This window comes from Streptomyces sp. NPDC002004 (genome assembly GCF_053593975.1).
This window is the reverse complement of sequence record NZ_JBSFDP010000025.1, coordinates 86,043-107,539: the sequence shown is the minus strand read 5'-3', so window position 1 is coordinate 107,539 and position 21,497 is coordinate 86,043. Positions and strand designations below refer to the sequence as shown.

General features: G+C 69.8%; 18 protein-coding genes and 1 pseudogene. 7 read left to right on the top strand and 12 right to left on the bottom strand.

All coding sequences use genetic code 11. The annotated features are described in order from the left end of the window. Positions 1–309: 309 nt before the first annotated feature. A complete protein-coding gene (locus ACWCP6_RS28030) occupies positions 310–462 on the top strand; it encodes a hypothetical protein (RefSeq protein ID WP_450935348.1) in 153 nt (50 codons plus the stop codon). Positions 463–480: 18 nt separating this feature from the next. On the opposite strand, the gene ACWCP6_RS28025 is transcribed toward ACWCP6_RS28030, so the two are convergent. Next, entirely contained in the window at positions 481–1,116 is a 636-nt protein-coding gene (locus tag ACWCP6_RS28025; RefSeq protein ID WP_450935347.1) for a TetR/AcrR family transcriptional regulator, read from the bottom strand. Between the two features lie 136 nt (positions 1,117–1,252). Between ACWCP6_RS28025 and ACWCP6_RS28020 the strand changes: the two genes are divergently transcribed. The 5 genes from ACWCP6_RS28020 to ACWCP6_RS28000 are packed head-to-tail and all read left to right on the top strand — an operon-like array spanning position 1,253 to position 7,338. After that, positions 1,253–2,398 (top strand): VOC family protein, encoded by a 1,146-nt coding sequence (locus ACWCP6_RS28020; RefSeq protein ID WP_450935346.1) that lies wholly within the window; start codon positions 1,253–1,255, stop codon positions 2,396–2,398. Then, complete coding sequence (locus tag ACWCP6_RS28015; RefSeq protein ID WP_450935345.1) at positions 2,395–3,333, top strand: fumarylacetoacetate hydrolase family protein; 939 nt, start codon at positions 2,395–2,397, stop codon at positions 3,331–3,333. The genes ACWCP6_RS28020 and ACWCP6_RS28015 overlap by 4 nt, the downstream gene beginning before the upstream one ends. Next, positions 3,330–4,964, top strand: coding sequence for a bifunctional 3-(3-hydroxy-phenyl)propionate/3-hydroxycinnamic acid hydroxylase MhpA (gene mhpA, locus ACWCP6_RS28010; protein WP_450935344.1), 1,635 nt, complete (start codon positions 3,330–3,332; stop codon positions 4,962–4,964). Before ACWCP6_RS28015 ends, mhpA begins: the two co-directional genes overlap by 4 nt. Beyond that, positions 4,961–6,994, top strand: a complete 2,034-nt coding sequence (locus ACWCP6_RS28005; protein ID WP_450935343.1) for an acetoacetate--CoA ligase — start codon at positions 4,961–4,963, stop codon at positions 6,992–6,994. The genes mhpA and ACWCP6_RS28005 overlap by 4 nt, the downstream gene beginning before the upstream one ends. After that, positions 6,991–7,338, top strand: a complete 348-nt coding sequence (locus ACWCP6_RS28000) for a DoxX family protein (RefSeq protein ID WP_450935342.1) — start codon at positions 6,991–6,993, stop codon at positions 7,336–7,338. The genes ACWCP6_RS28005 and ACWCP6_RS28000 overlap by 4 nt, the downstream gene beginning before the upstream one ends. Before the next feature lie 645 nt (positions 7,339–7,983). Here ACWCP6_RS28000 and ACWCP6_RS27995 read toward each other — a convergent pair. The 6 genes from ACWCP6_RS27995 to ACWCP6_RS27970 all read right to left on the bottom strand — a co-directional run bounded on the left by ACWCP6_RS27995 (position 7,984) and on the right by ACWCP6_RS27970 (position 14,514). Next, positions 7,984–8,733, bottom strand: a complete 750-nt coding sequence (locus tag ACWCP6_RS27995) for an HAD family hydrolase (RefSeq protein WP_450935354.1) — start codon at positions 8,731–8,733, stop codon at positions 7,984–7,986. Beyond that, positions 8,733–9,542: a DeoR/GlpR family DNA-binding transcription regulator gene (locus ACWCP6_RS27990; protein WP_450935341.1), complete on the bottom strand. Its 810-nt coding sequence runs from the start codon at positions 9,540–9,542 to the stop codon at positions 8,733–8,735. The genes ACWCP6_RS27995 and ACWCP6_RS27990 overlap by 1 nt, the downstream gene beginning before the upstream one ends. A gap of 318 nt (positions 9,543–9,860) precedes the next feature. Further along, on the bottom strand, positions 9,861–10,895 hold the full coding sequence (locus ACWCP6_RS27985; protein ID WP_450935340.1) for a zinc-dependent alcohol dehydrogenase: 1,035 nt from the start codon (positions 10,893–10,895) through the stop codon (positions 9,861–9,863). A gap of 352 nt (positions 10,896–11,247) precedes the next feature. After that, positions 11,248–12,144 (bottom strand): carbohydrate ABC transporter permease, encoded by an 897-nt coding sequence (locus ACWCP6_RS27980; RefSeq protein WP_450935339.1) that lies wholly within the window; start codon positions 12,142–12,144, stop codon positions 11,248–11,250. Further along, positions 12,141–13,103 (bottom strand): carbohydrate ABC transporter permease, encoded by a 963-nt coding sequence (locus ACWCP6_RS27975; protein WP_450935338.1) that lies wholly within the window; start codon positions 13,101–13,103, stop codon positions 12,141–12,143. The genes ACWCP6_RS27980 and ACWCP6_RS27975 overlap by 4 nt, the downstream gene beginning before the upstream one ends. A 43-nt stretch (positions 13,104–13,146) precedes the next feature. Then, positions 13,147–14,514 (bottom strand): ABC transporter substrate-binding protein, encoded by a 1,368-nt coding sequence (locus ACWCP6_RS27970; RefSeq protein WP_450935337.1) that lies wholly within the window; start codon positions 14,512–14,514, stop codon positions 13,147–13,149. 422 nt (positions 14,515–14,936) lie between these two features. Between ACWCP6_RS27970 and ACWCP6_RS27965 the strand changes: the two are divergent. After that, positions 14,937–15,833 (top strand): annotated as a pseudogene (locus ACWCP6_RS27965) (PfkB family carbohydrate kinase). 57 nt (positions 15,834–15,890) lie between these two features. Here ACWCP6_RS27965 and ACWCP6_RS27960 read toward each other — a convergent pair. From ACWCP6_RS27960 to ACWCP6_RS27940, 5 genes are all read right to left on the bottom strand, one after another. Continuing rightward, on the bottom strand, positions 15,891–16,406 hold the full coding sequence (locus tag ACWCP6_RS27960; protein ID WP_450935336.1) for an ATP-binding protein: 516 nt from the start codon (positions 16,404–16,406) through the stop codon (positions 15,891–15,893). 228 nt (positions 16,407–16,634) lie between these two features. After that, complete coding sequence (locus ACWCP6_RS27955) at positions 16,635–18,146, bottom strand: FGGY-family carbohydrate kinase (protein WP_450935335.1); 1,512 nt, start codon at positions 18,144–18,146, stop codon at positions 16,635–16,637. Positions 18,147–18,149: 3 nt separating this feature from the next. Further along, positions 18,150–19,190 carry an NAD(P)-dependent oxidoreductase gene (locus ACWCP6_RS27950; protein ID WP_450935353.1) on the bottom strand — a complete coding sequence of 347 codons (1,041 nt, stop codon included), beginning with the start codon at positions 19,188–19,190 and terminating at the stop codon, positions 18,150–18,152. 800 nt (positions 19,191–19,990) lie between these two features. Then, positions 19,991–20,470 carry a hypothetical protein gene (locus tag ACWCP6_RS27945; RefSeq protein WP_450935334.1) on the bottom strand — a complete coding sequence of 160 codons (480 nt, stop codon included), beginning with the start codon at positions 20,468–20,470 and terminating at the stop codon, positions 19,991–19,993. A gap of 305 nt (positions 20,471–20,775) precedes the next feature. Then, positions 20,776–21,429, bottom strand: a complete 654-nt coding sequence (locus ACWCP6_RS27940) for a class I SAM-dependent methyltransferase (protein WP_450935333.1) — start codon at positions 21,427–21,429, stop codon at positions 20,776–20,778. Between the last annotated feature and the right edge of the window lie 68 nt (positions 21,430–21,497).

The window sequence follows — 21,497 nt, the reverse complement described above, 5'->3', positions numbered from 1 at the left end:
CTTGTGAGTCCGGCGCCGCTCCACGTTCAGCACGCCCATCGCGCCGCGCTGCCAGCCGTCCCGACTTCGCCGGTCGTGCCCCCGTCTCCAGCTGGAGCACTGGCTGCAGGCACTGCCACCCTCTGCCTTTTCCAGGCCCGCAGCGGTCTTTGGAGGGGCGAGTCCTGGCACTGACCCACCCCAGCCTCGCCGCAGCGGCGCGAGCCACATCTCCGACCCCAAGAAGCGCAAGGCCATCGAGGAACAATCGGCGCCGCGGACCTGCAGACCGACGACACGCGGACGCAGGCCTCGGTCAGCGGCGTCGGGGTGAACCTGACCGTCGCCTACGGCTCAAGCCTTGGCTCGTGCGAGGACCTGGTGCGCACCATCGCCGACCGCGGTGAGCGCTCGGGCTTCTGCACCACCCTGATAAGCCTGGACGAGCGGTCTACGCAGTCCATCTGGACTTCGGCCCCCTGAGCTGTCGCCGTGGCCCTCTCAGCCGAGGGCGGGCAGGGGGCGCCGGGTGACCTCGTGAGCGTCGACCGGGGGGACGCCGAGCATGCGCAGGACCATCTCGGCCAGGTCCGAGGCGGCCTCGTCACCGTCGAGGTCGGGGCGGGCAAGCCGCAGCGCCACGAGGGCCATCAAGGTACCGCCCACGGCGGACAGGGCCGTGGTCGCGTTGCCACAGGTGAAGCGGCCCGAGGCGATGCCGAGCTCCAGGTCGCGGAGGGCTCGCGGGGAGAGCCCGCGATCGGAGTGGATGTGGGCCAGACCGCGGTCACACAGGATCCGCAGGAGCTCCGGGTGGGAGTCGGCCATCCGGGCCGTCAGCCGGAAGCCGGCCGCAACGAGCTCGGCCGGGTCGTCGATGCCTTTCACGCGCTCGTCGATGACCTGCCCGAACTCCTCCAGCGCGTCCGTCACCGCGGCGTCGAACAGCTCCGTCTTGGACTCGAAGTGGTTGTAGAAGGAGCCGAAACCGACATCGGCGCGCTCGGCGATGGCCTGGATGCTGGCGCTCGTGTCCCCGGTCTCCGCGAGGATCCGCCGAGCCGCACGGACAAGCGCCTGACGGGTCTCGGCACGGCGCCGCTCGAAGCGGTTCTTGGGCGGGGCTGACATCGGCATTAGGCCAGTGTAACCACTGCGGCGATGACTCTGCCATAACTGATGAGATCCTCAATTATTTGGGCTGCCCCTATTGACGATGAGAATCGACAGAGTTGATGATTTCATCACTACGGCAGCGTTGCTTGGAGGACACATGTCCCGCATCCCCGTTCACAAGGGCGGTCCCCTGACGCCCCACCAAGACCTCCACAGCGAGCAGGGCGGCCTGCGCGGAGAGCACCCCGGACGAGCCCGGAATCCCGTGATCAAGGTGGCGGACCTGGCCTGGCTGGAGTTCGAGAAGCCGGACCTGGACCGGGCCGAGGTGTTCGCCCGTGACTTCGGCTTCGCGATCGCTGCTCGCACCGAGCACGAGCTGTGGCTGCGCGGCTCCTTTGCGGGCTCACCCTGCATGGTCATCCGGCGTGGGCGCGCCTCCCGCTTTCTCGGACCGGCGTTCCGCGCGGCCGAGCGGGCCGACGTGGACCGGCTGGCCGCCGCCGTCGGACACACCGTCCGGGACATCGACGTACCGGGCGGCGGACGGTCCGTCGCCCTGTTCGATCCCTCGGGCCTCCCGGTCCGGGTCGTGCACTGCGCCGAACCGCTGCCCGCGTTGCCCGAGCAGCCGCCGCTGACCCTCAACACCGGCACCCGACCCCGCCGTACGAACGCCACCCAGCGTCCGCCCCGCGAGCCGTCGCGTATCCAGAGGCTGGGCCATGTGGTGCTGGAGACACGGACGTTCGCCCGCACGCTGGACTGGTACCTGGACACCCTCGGGATGATCGTGTCCGACTTCCTGTTCCTGGACGGGCAGCGCCGGCACGGGCCGACCATGGCGTTCATCCGCTGCGACCAGGGCGGCACGCCCGTGGACCACCACACCCTCGCCCTGCACCTGGGGCCCGGTAGCGGCTACGTCCACTCCGCCTACCAGGTCACCGACCTCGACTCGATCGCCGCCGGCGGGGAGTACCTGGCCGAGCGCGGCTACAAGCGCAGCTGGGGGATCGGCCGGCACATCCAGGGCAGCCAGCTATTCGACTACTGGCGCGACCCCGACCGCTTCATGCTGGAGCACTTCGCCGACGGCGACCTGTTCTCCTGCGACCTCGAACCCGGATGGGCGCCGATGTCGGCGAGCGGCCTGGCCCAGTGGGGCCCGCCCGTCACGCGCGACTTCCTGGGCACGAACCCGTCCCCCGCCAAGCTCCGCGAGGTCATGACGGCCCTGCGCGACGACAACGAACTCGACCCCGCACGCCTGCTGGGCCTGATGAAAGCGATGAGCTCATGAGCACCAACGTTCTGCGCACACCCGACGGCTGGTGGGTCGTCCGCGAGGGTCGCGCCCTCCGCATCGAGACCAAGGCGGTCACCACCGCCGAGCTGCTCACCGACCGGGACGCGGTCCGCGAGGCCGCCGCCTCCGCCGACAGCGGCACGCCCGTCGCCGACCTGGTGGCGCTGCCCCCGGTCACCACCCCCTGCCGGGTGGTCGCCCAGATGGTCAACTACCGCAGCCACGCGAAGGACTCGGGATTCACCGGCGATGTTCCGCCCACCTTCTTCCGCAAGGCGTCCGGCTCGATCAGCGGCCCGCACGAGACGATCGTCCGCCCCGCGCACGTGAGGTTCCTCGACTACGAGGTGGAACTCGGCCTCGTCATGGGCGCCCCCCTGCCCGTCGGCACCGTCGTGGAGGAGCGGGACCTGCCGCACTACGTCGCCGGGCTCGTGCTGACCAACGACGTCAGCGCCCGCGACGTCCAGCTGACCAAGACCCAGTTCTACGAGAGCAAGTCCTATCCGACCTTCACGCCGACGGGGCCGCACCTGACCCTTCTGGAGCCCGAGGACTTCGCCCGTCTGATCGACCTGCGGCTGCGGCTGTCGGTCAACGGCGTCCCGCGCCAGGACCGCACGCTCGCCGACATGATCGTCCGGCCCGCGCAGGCCCTCACCCTGCTCGCCCGCTTCCAGACCCTCGCCCCGGGCGACCTGCTGCTGACCGGCACTCCCGGCGGCACGGCCCTGAAGGCCCCGCCCAAGCCGGCCGAGAAGATCGCCGCTCTGCTGCCCCCCGCACTGAAGTGGAAGGCATTCTTCAAGGGTCAGGCCAAGAACCCCCGCTACCTGCGCAACGGTGACCTCGTCACCGCCACGATCGCCACCCCCGACGGGCGCATCGACCTGGGCGAGCAGCGGACCGCTGTGGCGGACGCGAAGTGAGCGCCGCATCCCGGAGACCGGTGGTGATCATCGGTGCGGGGCCCGTGGGGGTCACGGCCGCACTCCTGCTCGCCCGCCACGGAGTGCCCAGCCTCCTCCTGGAACGCCACCGGGGCATCTACCCCTTGCCGCGCGCCGTCGTCGTGGACGACGAGGTCCGCCGGATTCTGCAGACCGTCGGGATTCATGAGGAGTTCGCCGCCGTCTCCCGTCCCGCACGCGGGCTGCGGCTGCTGAACGCCCGGCACCGCGTGATCGCCGAATTCGCACGCTCCCGGCACGGGCACCACGGCTTCCCGCAGACCAGCATGTTCGACCAGCCCGAGCTGGAACGCCTGCTGCGCGACGCCTTGGCGCGCCGCCCCGAGTGTGAGCTGTGGGGCGGAGTGGAGGTCGTGTCCGTCACCCAGGGCACCGACGCATCACACGGTCCGCCGGGTACGGTCCGGGTCACCTTCCGCCGCGACGGCAGCGACGAGGAGGAGCACCTGTGGGCCGATGCCGTCCTCGGCTGCGACGGCGCGGGCAGCCTCACCCGCGACGCCATCGGCGCCGCATGGGAGGACCTGCACTTCGAGGAGAGCTGGCGGGTCGTCGACGTGCGCACCAGCCGCCCGGTGCGCACCTGGGAAGGTGTCGACCAGATCTGCTGCCCCTCCCGGCCCGCCACCTTCATGCGCCTCGGCGAGGACCGCTACCGCTGGGAGTTCCGGCTGGCAGACGACGCGGTCCTGGACGGCCCGGGCGGGCTGGAGCACCTGCGCGAGCTGGTCGCCCCCTGGTTGGATCTGCCCTCCGATGCCTCGTGGAGCGACGACTTCGAGGTGATCCGGCAGGCGCACTACACCTTCCGGGCCCGCCTCGCCGACCGCTGGCGCCGCGGGCGCGTCTTTCTGCTGGGCGACGCCGCCCACCTCACCCCGCCCTTCATCGGGCAAGGTCTGTGCGCAGGCCTGCGCGACGCCCACAACCTCACCTGGAAACTCGCCCGTGTTCTCCAGCAAGGCGCGGACGACGGACTGCTGGACACCTACGAGCGTGAACGCAAGCCGCACGCCCGTCGTCTGATCCGCGTCGCGGTCGCCGTCGGCTGGGCCATGACCGGTGGACAGGACCGCGCCGCGGCGCTCCGCCGGGCCGTCGTCGGCACGGCCTGCCGCATCCCCGGCGTGACCGCGGCGGTGAGCCGCGACCTCAGTCCCGCCCTGACCGCCGGTCCGCTCGTACGGCGCCGCCCCTGGCTTATCGGACGCGGGCTGGCCGGCACCTTCTGCCCACAGCCCTGGGTGATCGCCGACGGCAGTCGAGTGCGCCTGGACGCCGTACTCGGCGACTCCTTCACCGTCCTGACCGCTGTTGCGCCCACCCCGCAGATGACGGCTGTGGCCACGGCACTGGGCGCACCCACGATCCACGTCGACGAGCTGGGCGACGACGGCACGCTGGCCACCTGGCTGGCACGCGGCCGGTCCGATGCCGTCCTGCTGCGGCCCGACCGCGTCGTGCTGGACACCGTCCCGGCCGGCACCGGCAGCTTCCCGGACACCACCGCCTGGGCCTCCCTGCTGCACACCACCCGCCGCACCACCGATGCCCGGCCCGTCCCCCTGCCGAGGAGCACCGCACCATGACCACCCCGCACCCCACGCCGTATCCGGAACCCTTCCTGCGGCCCGGCCCGATGACGGCCGCCGACAGCCGCATCGCGGACTTCGCCCGCTGGGCCGCCCGGCACCGCGGCGCCGAAAACGCCCACGATCCCACCGACTACCAGGCCCTGTACCACTGGTCGGTCACAGACCTGGAAGGGTTCTGGGCAGCGGTGTGGGAGTACTTCGACGTCGACGCGACCACGCCCTACGAGCGGGTTCTGGCCGAGGAGACCATGCCCGGCGCCCGCTGGTTCCCCGGCGCCACCCTCAACTACGCCCACCACGCCCTGCGCAACCTGCACCCGGACGCTCCCGCGATCACCGCGCTGGACGAGACCGGAGTCGGCTACGAGATCACCGGCCGGCAGCTGCGCTCCCAGGTCGCCTCCGTCGCCGCCACCCTGCGCGAGCTGGGAGTGCACATGGGCGACCGGGTGGTCGGCTACCTGCCCAACACGCCCCACGCCGTCATCGCCTTTCTCGCCACCGTCAGCCTGGGCGCGGTGTGGTCGGTGTGCGGCCAGGACTACGCACCCAAGGCCGCCGCCGACCGCTTCGCCCAGCTCCAACCGAAGGTGCTCATCACCGCGGACGGCTACCTCTTCAACGGCACCTCCCACGACCGCCGTGCCGCCTCGCTCGAACTGGCCGGCGCCCTGCCCACGCTCAAGGCCACGGTGCTCGTGGATCACCTGGGCCTTGTCTGGCCCGAGACCCGGCACGCGGGCCTGAGGGTTCCCTGGGACGACGCGGCCACCCGCACCGTCTCCCTCACCTTTGCCCCGGTGCCGTTCGACCACCCCCTGTGGGTCGTCTTCTCCTCCGGCACCACCGGACTGCCGAAGGGCATCGTCCACGGGCACGGCGGCGTCCTGCTGGAGCACCTCAAGGTCCTCGGCCTGCACTGCGACCTGGGTGTCGGAGACCGCCTGCTCTGGTACACCACCACCCACTGGATGATGTGGAACCTGGTCGTCTCCACCCTGCTGTCCGGTGCCACCACCTGCACCTACGACGGCAGTCCCGCGCCGCAGGCGCGCCCGGACGTCCTGTGGGAGCTGGCGGCCCGCCACAAGGTCACCGTCTTCGGCACCAGCCCCCAGTACCTGCTGGCCATGGCCAAGCTGGGCGTCGAGCCCGCCGTGCACGACCTGGCGGCCATCCGCGTCATCGGCTGCACCGGCTCCGCCCTGCCCGCCTCCGCCTACCCCTGGGTCCGCGACCACGTGGGCGCAGGCATCCAGCTGGCCTCCACCAGCGGAGGCACCGACGTCGTCTCCGCCTTCGCAGGCAGCGCCCCCACGACCCCCGTCTGGGCGGGCGAGCTGTCCGCCCCCAACCTCGGCGTGGCGCTCGCGGCGTACGACGGCGCGGGACGGCCGGTCGTCAATCAGGTCGGCGAACTGGTCGTCACCCGCCCCATGCCGTCCATGCCGCTGTACTTCTGGAACGACCCCGACGGCAGCCGCTACCGCGACGCCTACTTCTGCGCCTACCCGGGCGTGTGGCGGCACGGCGACTGGATCACCCTCACCTCGCACGGCTCGGTGATCGTCCACGGCCGCTCCGACGCCACCCTCAACCGCAACGGCGTGCGCCTGGGCAGTGCCGACATCCACGACATCGTCGAACGCCTCCCCGAGATCACCGAGGCACTCGTCATCGGCGTGGAGGAACCCGACGGCGGTTACTGGATGCCCCTGTTCGTCGTCCCCACGTCCGGTGTCACCCTGGACGACGCCCTGCGCGAGAAGATCCGCGACGCCATTCGCGCCGGTGCCTCACCCCGCCATGTCCCCGACGAGATCCTCGCGGTGCCGGCCATCCCGCACACCAAAACCGGCAAGAAACTCGAGGTCCCGGTCAAGCGTCTCCTCCAGGGCGCCCCCGCCGAGCAGGTCGTCAATCCCTCGGCCATCGACAACCCGGACCTCGTCGCCTACTTCGCCGACCTGGGATCCGAACGCCGTCAGGCCCGTCACTCGCACACCATCAAGGACGGTTCATGAGCCTGTCAGCCGCACCGGCCTGTCTCATCGCATTGATCTTCGCCCTGCTGGGCGTCGCCAAGATCCTGGCCCTGGGCCCGATGCCCGAGCTGGCGGCCCACGCCGGCTTCACCACGACGGCCTACCGGGTCATCGGTGCGCTGGAGCTGGCAGCTGCTGTCGGCGTAGCCCTCGGCCCGGTCGTACCGCTGTGCGGAGGCATGGCCGCCCTCGGGCTCCTGATGCTGCTCGCCGGTGCTGTGACCACGCACGTGCGCAAGGGGGACGAGCTGCCCAAGCTCGTCCCCGCGGTGGCGTGCGCCGCGCTGGTCGCTTGGTATCTCGTGCTCCTTGCCGACGTGTGATCCGCCCCGAGTGCTGTCGGCGGCCACTACGGCGCCTGCACCGTCCTGCCCGCCGGCTGCTGCGTGCAGGCGGGGAGTCCCTTTGCATCAAGGCACATCGCCGTCACTGAGCGCCGTTCGCGACCCCACGCTGGGACTGGCACGCGCCCGCAGGCCGTTATTACGGGTGCGCGTGCAGGCGGTCGGACGAAGGTCCCACCTACGACCACCTCCACGGATCGGTGGAGCGGATGGCGGCACGCATCCTGGTCGGCCTGAACTGCGTTGCCGCCGCGGTGGAGGACGGCATGGCGCTGCGCGCCGGCCAGCACCAGCCAGTCGGCTCGGTCAGCGGGATCGTCGGGCTGGGAACGCTGCCGACCGCGCGCCGTCGTGGTTCAGTTGGCTTGAACCCACGGCTGGCGCCGGAAGTTCTGGTGATCCCCGATGCAGTCGGACCGGGCAGCCACCAGCACGCGCTGCTCCGAGCGCGGGCAGGCTCTGCACGCCGGCACCTTCGCCATTGCCTGGACGGGGTGCAGCCAACACCGGTGACTTCGAAGTCGGCGGCTGCGGCGCAACAGACCGGATTCGTCGCCGACGGGGTGTCGAACACCCGGACGCGTAGCAGAGACGCGTGCCCCAGCCGTTCACCGGCTGGAAGACTCAGCGCGGCTGCCGTCCGGGCAGCAGCCGGAGGATGTCCGCGAGGCCGCGTTCGCCGGTTCGGTTTTCGGCCGGCAGGATGTAGGTCCGCAGGCCGCAGGCGGCTGCACCGCCGTCACGCACCGGATTGTCGCCCACCATGAGCGTGGCGCGGGGCTCGGTTCCGAGGTCGGCGCACGCCTTGAAGAACAGGTGCGGATCGGGCTTCTCACGGCCCTGTTCGTAGGAGATGACGCAGCTGTCGATCAGGGTGTCCACTCCGTGGTGGACGAGGTGGGTGCGCAGGTCCCAGGCGAAGTCGCTGACGATGGCGACGCGCAGGCCGCGGGCGCGGAGGGCGCGCAGGGTGGGCTCGGTGTCGGTGTACGGGGTCCACGCGTCCGGGGCGGTGAGTTCCTGGTAGGCCGTCTCTTCGGCACCGCGCAAGAAGTCCACGCGTTGCCACCATCCGCGCATGGCCTGCCGGTGCCGCTCGGGAGACAGGTCGCGACCCTGCTGCAGTGCGACGACCGAAGGCAATCGGAAGGCGGTGCGCAGCTGGTGGGAGATCTCGGCCTCGGCGCCGTGTTCCTCGAGGAGCGTGAGGCGGCCGGATGCGCGGCCCACTCGGCGCAGCCATGTCTCCAGGGAGATCATCTGGAAGAGTGTGTTGCTGAAGTCGAAGAGCACGGCCTGCAGCGGTGGCACCGGCGCTGCCATTTCGGCGTCGCTGGGGCGATAGGCACTCGGTGTCTCGAACAGTGTCTGCATCACGAGGGGGGCTGCTCTTCGGGGGCGACCGTCTCCACGGGCACTCCCAGGTCGCGGATGGCGGCGAGCTCGGCTTCGGGAGTGTGCGTGTCGGTGATGACTGCCTGGTAGTCGGCCACGGTGCCGTAGGCGTACGTGGCGGTCTTGCCGAATTTCGAGTGGTCGGCCAGGAGCAGTGCCTGCTTGGTGGAGGCGAGCATGGCCAGCTTGACCTCGACGTAGTCGTTCATGGGGTGAAAGAGCTCGCCCTCCAGGATCGCGGTGGCGGACATCAGCGCGAGATCGGCGTGGATCTGGGACAGAGCACGGGTGACCGCCGGTCCGGTGCAGGAGTTGAAGTCGCCGTGGTAGCGCCCGCCCAGAAGGGTGATGTTCACGCCGGACTCGGACCCGAGGCGCTGCGCCAGGCCGACCGAGTTCGTGACGACGTGCAGCTGGTCAAGCCGGGCCAGTACGGGGACCAGGGGGAACAGGGTGGTCGAGTCGTCCATGAGGACCGTGGTGCCCGGCTTGATCCGGTCGGCGACGGCCGCGCACAGAGCGTTCTTGGCCAGGAGGTCACTCCTCTCCCGGAAGCGGGTGGCCATCTCCATGGTGAGGGCGGGGAAGGCGACGGCCCGACCGCGTTCCTTGCGCAGCAGATGGCGCCCGGCGAGGTCGTCCAGGTCCCGGTGCATCGTCATCAGGCTCACGTCGAAGAGCTCGGCGAGGTCGTTGATGCGGGTCTCACCATGTTCGGCGACGTAACGCAGGACGGCTTTCCGCCGCTCCTCGACGACGGCATGCGACGCTCGCGTACGGGCGGCCACGGCGACTCTCCTTCCCTTCGGTCATATGCGGTCCGGCGATACGGGATGGATGGTGTCCCTCACACACAGCGCTGCGGTTGCGGCGCCGTCGACGTGTGTTCGCCGTCTCCCGGGGCGTGCCCGGTGCCGTCGACCAGTCGGCCCCGCTCGGCGGATGAGTGGACCGGAACCAGGGTTCGGTCCGGTGGAGGCCGAAGGCGGTCGGGTGACACCAGGCTCGCAGTTTCGCATACGGGCCGGGGACCGTTCGTCCTTTGCCACAGGCCCGGGGGCTGGGCGGGTCCGGAGTCGGCCGAGTGCCGTTGCGTCGCTCCTGCATTACGAACCGTCCACGGTGACCAAGACCTTGACGTGTTCCGGGTCGAGGGAGGCGGAGAAGGCCGCAGCGGCTGCTTCCAGGGGGTACGTGGCGGTGACGATCTCGGCGGTGTCGACGGCGCCCGAAGCGATCAGGGACATCGCGGTGCGGTAGTCCTCGGCCGTGTACATGAGGGTGCCCTCGATGCGGATCTCCCGGTCCTGGACCAGGTCCAGGCGGACTGGGGTGGTGCCCACGGCACCCACGCCCACCACGACGATCTGGCCGCCCTTGGCCACGAGATCGGTGGCCTGGGCCATGGACTGTCCTCGGGCCACGCAGTCGAAGACGACGTCGGCCGGGCCGCCCAGTGCCGCGTGGGCCTGGGCGACCAGGTCAGGGGAGCCGGCGGGCAGGGCCGCATGGGCGCCGAGACGCAGCGCCCGAGCTCGCTTGCCCGCCAGCAGGTCGGTGACAGCGATCCGTGCGGCGCCCGCATGGCGGGCGGCAATGAGCGTGAACAGTCCGATGGGGCCGGCGCCGAGGACGGCGACGCTGCGGCCGGTGAGATCGCCGGCCTTGGCCACGGCATGCACGGGGGTGGCCAAGGGCTCGACGAGGACGGCCTGGAGGTCGGTCATGTCGTCGGGGACGCGGTGGACGCGGTCGGCCGGGATGGTGAACAGGTCGGCCAGGGCGCCCGGCGTCTGACAACCGAAGACCTTCAGTGCCTGGCAGATGTTGTAGCGGCCGGATCGGCACTGGGCGCACTGGCCGCAGTACAGATTCGGTTCGACGATCACTCGGTCGCCGGGGGCGAAGTCCTCGGCCTCATTTCCCGTGGCTACCACGACGCCCACCGCCTCGTGGCCAGGATGGTAGGGAAGGTCGATGAACGGATGGTGTCCGGCCGCGGCATGGGTGTCGGATCCGCACACGCCGACGACCGTGGTGCGTACCAGGAGTTCGTCGTTTCCGGGGACGGGTGCGGGCGCGTGCTCGACGACGATGTCGTCGAGGGAGCGGACGAGCACGCGGCGGATCTGCTGGGTCATGGTGACGGTGTTCCGTTCGGTTCGAGCGTTCACGCGGCGGCGGGGCCGGACTGGACGAGGGGGTTGCGGCCGATGCTCGCCCTGCGGCGGGCGATCGTGCGCGGTGGCGCTGTCGGCGGATGGCGGCCCTCGCGGAGGACGTCCGGATCGATGATGCCTTCGGCGGCGCAGTCCGCAGCGGGTGCGGGGCAGGGCGGGGGAGCGGAGGAGCCCGGGTCCCTGCGGTGACTCGCCCGGCCGGGTTCGTCGGCGGCCGCGGAGTGTCTCGGCTGCAGAGCGGTTACGACCTGTTGGACGTCGGTTGCGGCGCGCGCCGCGCCGCGGGGCCGGACGGGCCGAAGCGCGCCGCCTCTCATTTGACGGCTCCCAGGGACAGACCGCGCACCAGCTTGTCCTGGGCGGCGAAGCCCGCGATGAGGACGGGCAGGGACACCAGCGTGGCCGCCGCGCACAGCCTGGCCAGGAACAGGCCCTCGTTGGTGATGAAGCCGACCAGGAAGACCGGCGCGGTGGACGCCTTGGTCGCGGTGAGGTTGACGGCGAACATGAACTCGTTCCAGCTGAAGATGAAGCAGATCAGCGAGGTGGCGGCGATCCCCGGCATGGCGACCGGCGCGACGATCCGCAGCAGTACCGTGGGCAGCCCCGCGCCGTCGACCTCGGCCGCCTCGAGGATCTCCCTGGGCACCTCGGCGAGGAACGACCGCATCATCCAAACCGCGATCGGCAGGTTCATCGCGGTGTAGAGGACGATGAGGGTCCAGATGTTGTCCAGCAGGCCGATGTCTTTGACGATCAGGTAGATCGGCAGCAGTGCCGCGATGAGCGGCAGGAACTTCGTGGACAGGAAGAAGAACATCACGTCGGTCCACTTCTTGACCGGCTTGATGGACAACGCGTAGGCCGCGGGCAGCGCCAGGGCGAGGACCAGCACGGTGGAGAAGATGCTGGCCATGGCCGAGTTGAGCAGGTACGGGGTGATGTCCCGGCCCAGCAGCAGTTTGTACTGGTCCAGTGTCAGCGGCGCGAAGGGACTGGGCGGGTTGGTCGCCGCGTCGGACTCCTGGTGGAAGGACGTCAGGATCATCCAGGCCACTGGTGCGAAGAAGGCCAGGGTGACCAGCCAGGCGGCGAAGGTCCACAGGGGTGAAAGACGCGGCACCTGCCCGGGGTCCTCGTGGCGCCGACGGCGGAGCCGGCGCACGACGGTGGCGGACGATGCGCGGGCGGTTGCAGTCGTGCCGGTCATCGGGACACCTCTTCCCGGAACAGGGAGGCGACCACGCGCAGGGCGAACGTCGCGATGATGATCGAGCCGACGACCACGACGACACCGGCAGCCGCGGCCTGGCCGTACTCGAACTTGCGGAACATGGTCAGATAGATCTCGTAGGGCAGATTCGTGGTCCGGGAGCCGGGGCCGCCCTGGGTGATGGTGTAGACGGCGTCGAAGGTCTGCACCACGAAGATGCTGCCGAGTACGATGCCCAGCTCGATGTACTGCCGCAGATGCGGCAGCGTGATGAGGCGGAAGGTCTGCAGCGCCGAGGCCCCGTCGACCTTGGCGGCCTCCAGGACGTCACCGGGCTGGGCCTGCAGACCGGCCAGCAGGATGAGCATCATGAACGGCGTCCACTGCCACACGAGCGCGACCACCAGAGAGGGCATCGGGAAGGACGAGACCCAGTCGACGGTCGGGCCGTTCTCGGCCCCGAACAGCCGGTAGACGGCGTTCAGAGTGCCGTTGAGGAGCCCGTAGTCGGGGTTGTAGACGGCGTGCTTCCACAGCAGGGCGGCGGCGACCGGCATGACCAGGAACGGCGCGATGAGCAGGGTGCGCGCCAGGCCCCGGCCGAGGAAGCGGCGGTCGAGCAGCAGGGCCAGGCCCAGCCCCAGCACCACGCTGAGGACAACGACCGACGCGGTGAGGACGACGGTGTTGACGACCGCGTTGCGCAACCGTTCGTCGGTGAAGACGAAGGCGTAGTTGGACAGGCCGGTGAAGTGGCGGTCACCGGGGCGCAGGATGTTCCACTGGAACGTGGAGATGACAAGCGTGGCCACAAACGGCAGCTGAGTGACGACGATGGTGAAGATCAGTGCCGGCAGCAGCGGAAAGCGACGCCGCCACTTGCGTTCGCTCGTGGGCTTGAGCGGGCGGGCGGCTGGTTGCCCGTGCTTCATGGGGGGATGGGACAGTGCGATCATTGACTGACTTTCTTCCGCTGCAGTGCGGCTGGGGCTGGGCGGGTCACTGGTAGTTCTTGGCGACGTCCTGTGCGAGCTTCTGGCCATCGTCGAGCGCGGTGTTCACGCTGGTCTTGCCGGCGATGGCGGCGGAGATCTCCTGTGTCGTCTTGGTACCGAGGTCCTGGAACTCGGGGATGGCGACGAACTGGATGCCTACCGTGGGCCGCGGCTGCACGCCGGGGTTGGCCGGGTCGGCCTGCTGGATGGACTTCAGGGTGATGTCACCGAACGAGCCCGCAGCCTTCTGGTACTCAGGGATTTGGTAGGTGCTGGCCCTCTTCCCCGCGGGCACCCGCGACCAGCCCAGCTTCTCGCCGACCAGCTTTTCGTACTTCTTGCTGGACGCCCACAGCATGAACTTCGAGGCGGCATCGGCGTTCTTGGTGGTCGCCGGCATGGCCCATGCCCAGGCCCACAGCCAGCCGCTGCTCTTGGTCTTCTCCACGGGCGCGTACGCGTAGCCGATCTTGCCCGCGGCCTTGCTGCTGTTCGGGTCCTCCAGTGACCCGGCCGCGCTGGTGGCGTCGTACCACATGGCGACCTTGCCCTGGCTCATCGCGTTCAGGCATTCGGTGAACCCGGCCTGCGCGGCGCCGGCCTCACCGTGCTTGCGCACCAGATCGACGTAGAATTTGGTGGCCTTCTTGAAGCCTTCGCCGTTGACCTGGGCCTTCCAGTCCTTGGTGAACCACGTGCCGCCGAAGGTGTTGACCACGCTGGTCAGCGGCGCCCCGAGCTCACCCCAGCCGGCCAGACCGCGCAGGCAGATACCCCTCATCCCCGGCTTCGCGCCGTCGACCCTCGCCGCCAGGTCCGCCACCTGCTGCCACGTCGGATGCTCCGGCATTTTCAGGCCCTTCTGGGCGAACACGTCCTTGCGGTACATGAGGAAGGACGACTCGCCGTAGAACGGCAGAGCGTAGAGCTTGCCGTCCGAGCCGGACAGCGACTGCACCATCGGCTTGAGCAGGTCGACCTTGTCGAAGCTCGCGTCCTTGTCGGCGTAGGAGCCCAGTTCGTGCAGCCAGCCGTTCTTGTACCAGATGGGCACCTCGTAGGCGCCGATGGTGGCGACGTCGTACTGCCCGGCCTTGGTGGCGATGTCCTGCGTGACCTTGTCGCGCAGCTCGTTTTCGGGCAGCACCGTGAAGTTCACCTTGATGCCGGTGTCCTTCGTGAAGGTGCTCTTCGTGAGCTTCGCGATGTCCTCCATCTGCGGATTGCCGACCATCAGCACGTTGATGCTCTTCCCGCCCGCCGAGGAGCCGCCGGCCCCGGCTCCGGAACAGGCGGTGGCGAGCAGGGCGGTGGTGGCGGCGCAGGCCACCAGGGCGTATCTGGTCGATCGGGTGAAGCTCGTCGGACGCATGACGGGGACCTCTCGTGCGGGTGGGTCGGGAAACGGCCTGCGGGCACCCACGGCGGCACAGCTCATGGGCGCAGCCGCTCAGCAGGGGATCTCGTCGGGACGTCGACCGACGCTCGGCTGAGGAAGGGGGATGCCTCCCCGGGGTGTGGGGTGTGGCATCGCTTGGCGGAATTATTAGCAGCATAAGGCGCCGTTGTTAACACATTTTGCGAGAAAACTTCATCGGATCTATCGTTACCTTGTCTCGTCGGTGTGAGACACCTCCGTCTCGGTTCCGGTCGCCGCCCATGCGGCCGATGGCAGCTCGCCCGGCGGAGTTCCGCACACAGCCCCTGCAGCCCACCGTGCCGCCATTCCCGAGAAATCCCGTATGAGAGCCATCCCGATCCCCGCAGGCCCCCGGCGTCGCCGGAGACGCGCTGGTGGACCTCGCGCCCGCCCGGACGGTCGCCGGTGAAGCTGCCTACCAGCCGCGGGCTGGCGGCTCCTGTCTCCGCGTCGCTGCCGGCCTCGGCCGCCCCGGTGTGCCTGCAAGCCTTCTCGCGCACATCTCCGACGACCGCTTCGGTGACCTGCTGCGCACGCACCTCGCGGAATCCGGCGCACAGCTCACCCGGGTACGGGCGACCTCCGACCCCACCACCCTCGCCGCCGTCCGGCTGCGCGACGACGGGTCGGCCGGCTACTTCTTCCATGCGAACGGTGCCGCCGACCGCGGTCTGCGGCTCGAGCACCTCGACACCCTGCCGGACGCCGAACGCCTGCCCGACGGGGCGGCACTGCACATCGGCTCGCTGGGGCTGGTCCTGGCGCCCCTCGCCTCGACTCTGCTGCGCCGGGAGGCGGGACACCGGCTGGGGTGCCTCGATCCGAACGGGCTCACCGACCGCTCCTGCCATCTCCGGCGGTTCAGCGAGCGGATGGCGCTCGCCGACGCCGTCAAGGCGAGTGAGGAGGGCCTGGCCTGACTCCACCCGGGTGAGCAGTACGGGCTGGTGGCCGCGCGCCGGCCGGCGTCCGGGGCCAAGCTCGTCCTCGTCACGCGGGGCGCCTGGGCCGCGGGGCGCACAGCTCGCGAGCACATGCCCGCCCCGGCGGCCGAGGTCGTCGACACGGTCGGAGTGGGCGACGCCTTCACTGCGGGCGCGCTCGCCCATCTGCACGGGATGGGTCGGCTCGACAGGGAAGGTGTCGCCGAATCGCACGCCGACGGGCTCGTCCGGCTGCTCGCGTACGCCGTCGGGGTCGCGGCGGACACCTGCACGCGCGTGGGCGCCCAGCCGCCGTTCCTTCGTGACGGCGTGCCGATCCCGTCGTAGCTCGTCGGCCGTGGCTCCGGGTCCCGCCGGTGTCCCACTCATCGGGCACCGCCGGAGTCAGTCGGTCGCCGGTTGCGTGGCCGTGACGGCGAGGCAGGCCAGGATCCACGTTCCGTGGTCGTCGTGGTGCAGGTCGACCCGGGTGGACAAGGTGTGGACGATGTCGAGGCCACGGCCGTGTTCGTCCGGATCGTCGTCTGCGGCGGGCCGATGTGACGGAACGGACTCACCGTGATCACCCACGATGATGCCCAGGGTGCCCTCGGTGAGGACCAGGCGCAGCGACATCTCACTCCGCCCGTGGACGGCCGCGTTCGCGGCCAGCTCTCCCACGATCAGGAGGGCCGACTCCCGCTCCTCCTCGGACAGGTGCCAGCGTGTGAGCACCGCGCGGGCGGCGCTTCGCAGGCAGCCGACCAGTGCCTCCTGTGCCGGCAATGTGAACTGGGCCTTCAGGGGGTGGTGAGGAATCAGAGTCCTGGGGCCGGGGAGGGGGAGGGGGAGGGGGAGGTTGTTCCACGGCGCGACGAGCGAAAGGTCGGGGCCGATCGGCGGGGCGGTGTCGGGAGGCATGGCCGTAGCTTTCGGACTGGCGAGCGGGGTCGGTGCCACGTCGGGTGGCGGGTGACCGGGCCATGGAGAGCCGGGCGTGGTTCGTCTTGCTATTTCTGTCTACGCCTGCGCCATTCGGTTTGCAATAGATTCGCATAGAAAATCACGAAAAATGTGATAACTTGCTTGGTTGTATGTCGTGCGCGGAGGTGACGTTGCCGTGCTGGCGATGCCTGCTCCCAGTGCTGCTCACTCCGCCGCCCCAGCAGAGTCGAGGCGGGCCCAGATGGGCCAGAGGGCCTCCTGGGCCTCCTGGTAGACCCGATAGGCCTCCTCCAGTACCGCGACCCGGTCGGCGGCCGGTTCATGGCGCCTGATGACAGACACGCCGACGCGCGAATCCGCCCCCTCGCCGAGCAGCCCGACGGCACCGGCGGCAAGCAGAGCGGCCCCTCGGGCAGCACTCTCCTCGACGTCCGTCACCACGACCGGGCGCCGCAGCGCGTCGGCGAACATCTGGCTCCAGACGGCGCTGCGCGCGGCGCCGCCGGTCAGCCTTGCCGGCCCGGTGATATGCAATGTGCAGTGGAGTGCGTCGACGTGCCAGCGGTGGTTGAGGACAACACCCTCCATCAGGGCCCGCAGCAGCTGTCCGCGGCCGTGCCAGCCGCGCATGCCGAGGAAGGTTCCGGAGGTCGGCTGCTGGTGGGGGGATCCGTAGACGAACGGATGGAACAGCACCTCCGAAGGGCCCTCCAGATGAGCCCTGACCTCCTGGCCGATGGCGTCGTAGACATCGTCGCGGTGCCCGGGCGGTGCACCCATGACCCGCAGGAACCACTCCAGGTTCGCCACCGAGGCGGGCGAGGTGGACATGATCATCCACTGCCCCGGGCGCAGGAATCTGCGGCACTGCCAACGGAGGTCGGTGACAGGGCGATCGCAGACCACCTGGTTGATGCTGAACGTCCCCGCGATCAGGCACAGTTCGCCCACCCTCGTGGCACCGATCCCCAATGCTGCCGCGTCGACGTCGTGTGCACCCGTGACGACGGGCGTACCGGCGGAGAGCCCTGTGAGGGCCGAGGCCTCCTGGGTGACCGTTCCGCACACCGCGTCACAGGCTCGCACGGGCGGCAGCTTGGTGGCGAGCGGCCCGAGCCCGAACAGGTCGAGCAGCTCCTGCGAGTAGCCGTCCCGGCGCATGTCGGTGAACGAGGCGCTGGCGTCCGTCGGATCAGTGGCCACCACGCCCGTCAGATGCCAGCGCAGCCAGTCCTTGCAGGACAGCAGCCAGCGGGCCCGCTCCAGCACGTCTGGCTCGTGACGTCCGAGCCACGCCAACAGGGCGGCCGGCGAACCCGCGAAGGGGACCGTGCCCGACAGGGTGAGGGCACGGTCCCAGACCGGGGTGTCACGCCACTCGGCCAGCATGGGCTCGGCACGCGTGTCCATCGCGACGATCGCGGCCCGCACCGGCCTCCCCCGCTCGTCGATCGCGTAGAGGCCGTCACCGTGTCCGCTCAGCCCCACCGCGGCGACGGCCCGCCCCTCGGCGCCCGCTGCGGCAAGAGAGGTCCTGATGGCCCGGTGGGTGGTTCGCCACACGTCGTCCATGTCCCGCTCGACCCAGCGGGGATGCGAAGTGTCCAGCGGGACCGTGCCGACGCCCCGCGCCACTTGTCGGCCTGCCGAGTCGAACAGCACGGCCTTGGTCACGGTGTGCCCCGCGTCGATACCGAGCACCAGTTCGCCCGCCACCGCTCACACCCACCCCAGCTCACGGGCGTTGACCGCGGAAACACAACGGCCGGTGGCGGCCAGCTCCGCCACGGCTTCGGCGACCAGCCGTGCCGAACGCACGCTCGTGGTCGTCGTGTCACCGGCGAAGTGAGTGGTGATCGTGACGTTGTCCAGCCGGCGCCAAGGGCTTTCCGCCGGGAGGGGTTCCTGGTCGTGCACGTCGAGCCCGGCCCCGGCGATGCGGTGGGCCACCAGGACGTCGTACAGGGCGCCGGTGTCGACCAGACGGCTGCGCGCGGTGTTCACGAAGTAGGCGGTCGGCTTCATCAGCGCGAAGTGACTCGCGCCGATGAAGCGCTCGGTCTCGGCCGTCAACCGGGCGAAGATCTGGACGAAGTCGGACTCGCGGAAAACCATGTCCAGGCTGTCGGCCCGTGCGGCCGAGTGCTCGGCCAGAACGGCGTCGGTCACGTATGGGTCGTAGGCCATCAGGCGCGAGCCGAAGCAGCGCAGCAGGGTGGCGAACGCGCGCCCCACATGGCCGAAGCCGACCATGCCGACCGTACTGTCACCGATCTCGCGGCCGGGAAGACCGAGGTTCTTGCGCCAGCCGCCGACCTTGACCGAGGCATCCACCCGGGCGATGTCCCGGGCCTCGGCGAGCATCAGTCCGATGGCGAGCTCGGCCACGGCCGAGGCGTTGCGGCCGAACACCGGTACGACCCCCACCCCGCGCGCGGTCGCGGCAGCGACATCGATGTTCTCCAACCCTGTTCGTGCCACACAGACGGCCCGCAGTGCCGGTGCGGCCTGGAGCACCGAACGGGAGACCGGAGCGAAGTGCACGGCCAGGACCTCGGCCTCTCCCACTGCCTTCACGATCTCATCGGCCACCGCCACGGCCTCGGGGCCCCGCCACTCCATGGTCTGCTGCGCCGCGTGCTGCTCCGCCTTGGTTCCGTGCCAGTCCACGCCGCGAACCGGTCCAAAACCCGGACCGCAGGCCTCCACCAGGGCGTCGATGTAGTACTCGGCAGGAATGAAGCGGTCACCGACGATCACAACGTGCAATGAGGCCTCCAGGAGGTGCCCCTCTCCCGTCTTCCGTAATCGTCCCACGTCCCCAGGCGGGGCGCCCAGCGTCGTCACCAGCCACACTCGTCCGGCACCGCGCGTGACCGGGACCGGTCGCTACGTTCAGCCACTGCAAGGCTCGCCTCGACGTGCCTCCGGACTGACAATCCGCGCCCGCGGACGACAGGCACGAGCACCGCCCCCCAGGCCCCGCCGACGTCAAGATCCGCCTCGGCATACGTCGGCGCGTGACACGGACTTGCCGATTCGTCCCGGCTCACCGACCTGGAGTTCGTGCGCGCGAGCATCGAGGAGGTTCTCGCCACACTCCTGAACGGGGATCGCCGCCGGCTTCCGGTCGGACATCAACACGATTCGGCTGCTCATCGGGACAACTCCTTGCGGGAGTAGGGCGGCGAGGACTGGGAGCGCACAGGAGGTCGTTCCCGCGGCTACCGCCTGGGCGGTCCGGAGCGGTCACGACGTCTGTCGGGCAACTGCTCCGAGCGGCGGCAGCACCCAGGCGAGCGCGCTATGCCCGGTGCCGGAGGTGACTTGCCGCGGGCCGCCGCAGTCAGGCATTTCGACCCGGTACCGTTCCGTGTGTACGGCTTGAACCCAGCAGGTGTGCAAGCCCTCGAGCTCGGCCCACACATCGCGCGGGCCGTGCACGTGTTTCCGAGCCTCCGGCGCGGCGATCGCGGCCCTTCTGCCGAGAGCCAGGCCGCTGCCTGCACTGGTGGCTGCTCACCGGAGGCACAGTTCCCGACATGCTCTCCGGCCGGTGGTCATTCGATCCCGAGGGGCCCGATGCCCAGATCCTCACGCATGCGGCGGCGCATCTCAGCCATGGCCGTGCGGCGCTGTTGGATGAGGGCCGCGTCCTCGGTGGAGCCGACTACCAACCCGCGGGCATAGGCGTCGCGCATCCGACGCAGGCTGTGAAACGCCTCGTTCCCAGCCGCGACAACGAGCGGCGGACCCACGAGCCAGAGCTGCTCGCTTGCCGTGTGCAATCCGGTCCCACGGAAGGCTTCGCGCACCGCCGCATCCCGCGCTGACTCGGACATGTGATCGCCCAGGGCGACAGCCCGTATCTCTTCCCCCGCGTCTTTGAGGGCGGAGGCGTACTCGGTGTACACGGCGCGCCGTATTTCCAGAGCGTTTCGTGCTTCCTCGTGCCGCCACCTGTTGCGATCGGCGATCAGGGTGGCAGCGATGCCGATAGCGGCACCCGTCAGCGTGGAGAGCAGAGGCATCCAGTCCATGCACCGCATGCTGTCTGACCCGCCGCTGCGACACCAGCGGCTCTCACCTTCCGGCATGGTGATCACGGGCTTTTGCCGAGCGCCAGGCCGACAGGCCGCGCTGGTGGCTGCTGGCGCTCGGACCACGACGGGCATGCCCGTGACCGTCGACCTGTCCGTGGACAGCCGCTCACCCATGGACGCAACGCCGTCCGGGATCTCCGTTACAGAAACGTCCTGGCGTAACGGCCACTTCTGCCCGAGGGGACCACGCAGGGCCTGACCTGCCGCTCTAAAGTTGAAAAGCGCGCGCAGAACAAGCCCCGTCAGGGCTTTTCGGGCTTGTGGGCCAGCAGGCAGGCGTGCGGTCTGTTCACCCGTCCGCCGGGCTCCTGCTCCAGCCTCGCGGTGACGACGAGTCCGGCCTGCTCCAGCAGGCCGATCATGCGATTCAGGGGCAGGAGATACGACTCGTAGGACACAGGATGGCCATAGCCGTGGGTCGGCTGCAGCCGTTCATCGCCGACATAGTCTCCCCAGAGCAGGTAGCCGCCGGGCGCGAGCGTGCGGTGGAACTCGGCGAACACATCCGGCAGCCACTGCGGGGGCGTGTGGTGGGTGGAGTACCAGGCCAGGATGCCGCCGAGCTCGTCGTCCCTCATATCCAGCGCGGTCATCGAGCCCTCGGTGAACCGCAGGTTCGGATAGGCGTGCCGAGCCAGCCCGATCATCTTCGGTGACAGATCGACGCCGAAGGCGGACACTCCCAGCCCGGCCAGGTGCGCCGTCACACGGCCGGGGCCGCATCCCAGGTCCGCGACCGGCCCCGGACCGGCCGTCCGCACGAGTTCGGCGAACCCCGCCAGCATCGCGCGTGAGAGCGGGTCCATCGCGGCCGGAGGCGGGACGCGTTCGACGTAATCGGCGGCGACCGTGTCGTACGACTGGCGGACGGCGGTCAGAAAGGAGGGCTCAGCCATGCGGGCGACCCTAGACCAGAGAACTTTGACAAGCCGTGTCACGACCTTGAGTTGACCTGCGCGACATC